Below are 3,918 nucleotides of genomic sequence, written 5' to 3' on the forward strand. Positions count from 1 at the left end.
CCATAGACCGCCGTGAAGCCGATGATGGTCAGCACCAGATTGTAGACGCCGAGCTCCGAGGTCGCGAGGAAGGTCGGCAGCACGCCGTCGATGATCCAGGGCTGGCGTCCGAACTCGGCGACGAACCAGCCAAGCTCCGCCGCAAGCCAGGGCAGCGGGAACGCCCAGAGCGCGAGGTGAAACAGCCAGCGCGGCGCCTCCGCCTCCCGCATCGTGTACCAGAGCGAGACCACGAACACGGCAAGCAGCACGAAGCCGAACAGCACCATGAAGCGGAAGGTGAAGAAGATGGAGGGAACGCTGGGCACGGTCGACCACGCCGCGTCGTGGATCTGCTCCGGCGTCGCCTGCGCCGGGTTCTCGACATAGCGCTTCAGCAGCAGGGCATAGCCGAGATCGCCGCGGGTCTTCTCGAATACGGCGCGGGCCGCCGCGTCGGCGTGATTCTTCTTGAGCTTCTCGAGGGCGTCATAGGCGACCAGGCCGTTGCGGATGTTGCCTTCCGCCTTCTTCACGAGATCGAAAATGCCGGGGATCTGCCGATCGATCGAACGGGTGCCGATCAGCCCCATCACCCAGGGTATTTCGAAGGCATAAGTCGTGATATGCGCCTGCATGTCCGGGACGCCGAACAAGGTGAACGAAGCCGGCGCGGGCTCGGTCTGCCACATCGCCTCCATGGCGGCGAGCTTCATTTTCTGGTTGTCGGTGATGGTGTAACCGCTTTCATCGCCGAGCACGATGACCGACAAGGCGGCGGCGACGCCGAACGCCGCCGCGATCACGAATGACCGCTTCGCGAGCTCGATGTGACGGCCGCGCAGGATGTAAAAGGCCGAAATCCCCAATACGAAGGCGGCGCCACAGACGTAACCGGCGGACACCGTGTGCACGAACTTCGCCTGCGCGGTCGGATTGAACAGGACCGCCACGAAATCGGTGACTTCCATCCGCATGGTGTCGGGATTGAAGGCAGCGCCGACCGGATTCTGCATCCAGCCATTGGCGATCAGGATCCACAGCGCCGACAGATTGGTGCCGAGCCCCACCATCCAGGTGACGACGAGATGGGCGCGCGGGGACAGCCTGTCCCAGCCGAAGAAGAACAGGCCGACGAAGGTGGCCTCCAGAAAGAAGGCCATCAACCCTTCGATCGCCAGCGGCGCGCCGAAGATGTCGCCGACGTAATGCGAGTAGAAGGCCCAGTTCATTCCGAACTCGAATTCCATGGTGAGGCCGGTGGCAACGCCAAGAACGAAGTTGATGCCGAACAACAGGCCCCAGAACTTGGTCATGTCGCGCCAGATGGTTCGACCCGTCATCACGTAGACGGTTTCCATCATCGCCACGAGGATCGACAATCCCAGCGTCAGCGGCACGAACAGAAAGTGATACATCGCGGTCAGCGCGAATTGCAGCCGCGACAGCTCGACGAGCAGCGAATTAGTCATGGAGACGCACCTTTCGAGAGGTTGGGATCTACCTAGCCATCTCGATGGGCGCGTTTGTTGACCTGGATCAAACGACGACCGCCGAAATCGATGCAGAAAACGTCGATGCGAATATCGAATGACGGAAAGCGGACAGAGCGCCGCCGGAACCGGACAGAAGCAGCGCCGCTCGCGGAGATTTCAACCGATCGCGATGAAGCGCTCGGGCGGGCTCGCGGCTTCGGCGCGGCGGGACTGCGCACCACACTCAGCTGGCAAATCGCGCGCACGCTGTTCCGGATCGGCTTCGCCGGCTCCCTGGCGGTGTTCGCCGGGCGCCTGATCGAAGACGCTGCTTTGGACGTCATCGCGCTTGCCGGCGCGCTTGCCTGCCTCGCGCTGTCGACCTGTGCCGGCGTGTTCGCCGATCTTGCCGCGGCAAGCGCCGAGGATCATGTCGTCAATCGCATGCGAACCGCGCTGCAGGATACGCTCTCTTTGATGTCGCCGGTGCGGATCCGCACCAAGCCCGCCGGCGCGCTGGTGGCCGGACTGCAGCGTTATCCGGGCGCGCTGGCCGGCCTCGTGATCAGCCACAGCGCGGCGAAATCCATGCTGGCGATCGCTCCATTGCTCGCGGCGGTGGCGGTGGCCGTTGTATCCTGGCAGGCGGCCCTGATGCTTTTTCTCGCGGTTCCGATCATGATCGTCTTCTTCGTGCTGCTCGGCGGCGTCGTCCGCAGCAGGGCCGAGGCACAGGAGAAGGCCTTCGGCCGACTGGCGGCGCAATTCTCCGACCGGATCCGGACCTTGCCGACCATCCTGGCCAATCACGCTTTGTTGCGCGAACACGGCAAAATCGAGCAGCGGATGACGCTCTATGCCGACTCTACGATGGCCGTGCTCAAGGTCGCGTTCCTCAACGCCGGCATCATCGATTTCTTCTCCGCCATCGCCATCGCCGTGCTCGCGGTATTCCTCGGTCTCAGCCATCTCGGGCTTCTGCACATCCCCGGATTTTCCGGCCTGGCGCTTTGGCAGAGCCTGTTCATTCTGATTATCGCCGCGGAATTCTTCACGCCGTTCCGCCGCTATGCCGAACAATATCACGTCAAGGCCGAAGGCCAGGCCGCCGCCAGGGAGCTGGACTGGTATTTTGATGAGTCCGGCGAAGCAACGACCGACGCAGGCAACGCCGACACCAGGCCATTTGCCGTCGCCGGCACCTTCGACGCCGCGGATCTTCCTCGGTCCGGTCTGATCGCGATCTCCGGGCCGAGCGGCTCCGGAAAGTCGACTCTGCTGCGCATGCTGGCTGGCATCGAAACGCCGCCGCCCGATTTCAAGCCGCTGCCTCAGGTGACGGCCGATGGCTGCGACTGGATATCGACCGACATCTACGTGCCCGCGGGCACGCTCGCCGAAGCGATCGCCTGGAATCGCGGCAACCCCGAGCGCTCCCCGCTGCAGGCGGCGGCGGCGCATGTCGGGTTGCTCGACGAACGGCTGCTGCCCGGCGGGCTCGATGCCCGCATCGCGGAAGGCGGCGACAATCTCTCCGGTGGGCAACGCATGCGCGTCGGCATCGCCCGCATCATGCTTTCCGGTGGCGTGGTCCTCGCCGACGAACCGACCGCCAAACTCGATCCGCGCACGGCAAAACTGGTTCGGCAGGTGCTGACCGACATGGCGAAGCGGCGCCTGATCATCGTCGCCACCCATGACGAACGGCTGATCGAAGCGGCCAGCCGGCATCACGTGCTGCGATCTCCATCCCAGGCCGGGCAGGCGGTCGCCGCATGAGCATACCAACGAGAATGCCGTCCATGGTGGCTGTCGTCGCCGCGCCTGCTTCGCTGCGCGCGAGGTCGCCGTGGCGGCTTGCCATTTTGCTTGCGGTCGTGGCCTCGGCATCCGGGATCCTGCTCACCGGCATTTCCGTCTGGTTCCTCGGCGCCGTGGCGCTGGCTGGACTTGGACCGGCCGCGCTTGCTTTCAATTTTCATATTCCGGCGGCGCTGGTGCGGCTGTTCGCGCTGAGCAAGACGCTCGGCAAATACGGCGAGCGTGTCGTCGGCCATCGCGCCGCCCTGCTCGACCAGGTCAAACGCCGCGCGCGGCTGTTCGCCGCGATGGCGCAGGCCCCTTCCACCCGCGCGGCGGGCTGGCAACTCGGGAACCAGGACAGGCTGTCCGACTATATGGAGGACGTCGAGGACGTCGACTACGAACGCTTGCGCGTCGGCATGCCGGCGGCAGTTCTGATCGCCGGCATTGCCGCGCTCGCCGCGGCGACGACTTGGCTAACGCCGCTCGCTCTGTTGCCGATCGCGCTGCTGTCGCTGGTGTTGACGCAGACGCTGCGCCGGCTCGTGCCGCTTGCGGGCAAGCAATGGGCAAGCGTGCGATCCTCGCAACGCGCTGCCGGGCGCCTGCTGGGGACAGCGCTGGCCTCGGTGGTGCCGCTGCAGGCCGAGCGCGCCTTCCC

The 3,918-nt window shown here is 65.0% G+C and carries 2 protein-coding genes and 1 pseudogene; 2 read left to right on the forward strand and 1 reads right to left on the reverse strand.

Annotation, left to right across the window (positions count from 1 at the left end; translation table 11 throughout):
- On the reverse strand, window positions 1-1,451 hold a 1,451-nt coding region (locus QZ213_RS25675), incomplete at its 3' end, for a cytochrome ubiquinol oxidase subunit I (RefSeq protein ID WP_291688868.1).
- A 105-nt stretch (window positions 1,452-1,556) separates the two neighbouring features.
- Between QZ213_RS25675 and QZ213_RS25680 the strand changes: the two genes are divergently transcribed.
- Together QZ213_RS25680 and QZ213_RS25685 are read left to right on the forward strand one after the other, a co-directional pair.
- On the forward strand, window positions 1,557-3,233 hold the full coding sequence (locus QZ213_RS25680; protein ID WP_291688869.1) for an ATP-binding cassette domain-containing protein: 1,677 nt from the start codon (window positions 1,557-1,559) through the stop codon (window positions 3,231-3,233).
- 23 nt (window positions 3,234-3,256) lie between these two features.
- Window positions 3,257-3,918, forward strand: a pseudogene (locus tag QZ213_RS25685) (ABC transporter); the annotation flags it as partial.

This window comes from Bradyrhizobium sp., assembly GCF_017881085.1.
In the GTDB taxonomy this organism is placed as follows: domain Bacteria; phylum Pseudomonadota; class Alphaproteobacteria; order Rhizobiales; family Xanthobacteraceae; genus Bradyrhizobium.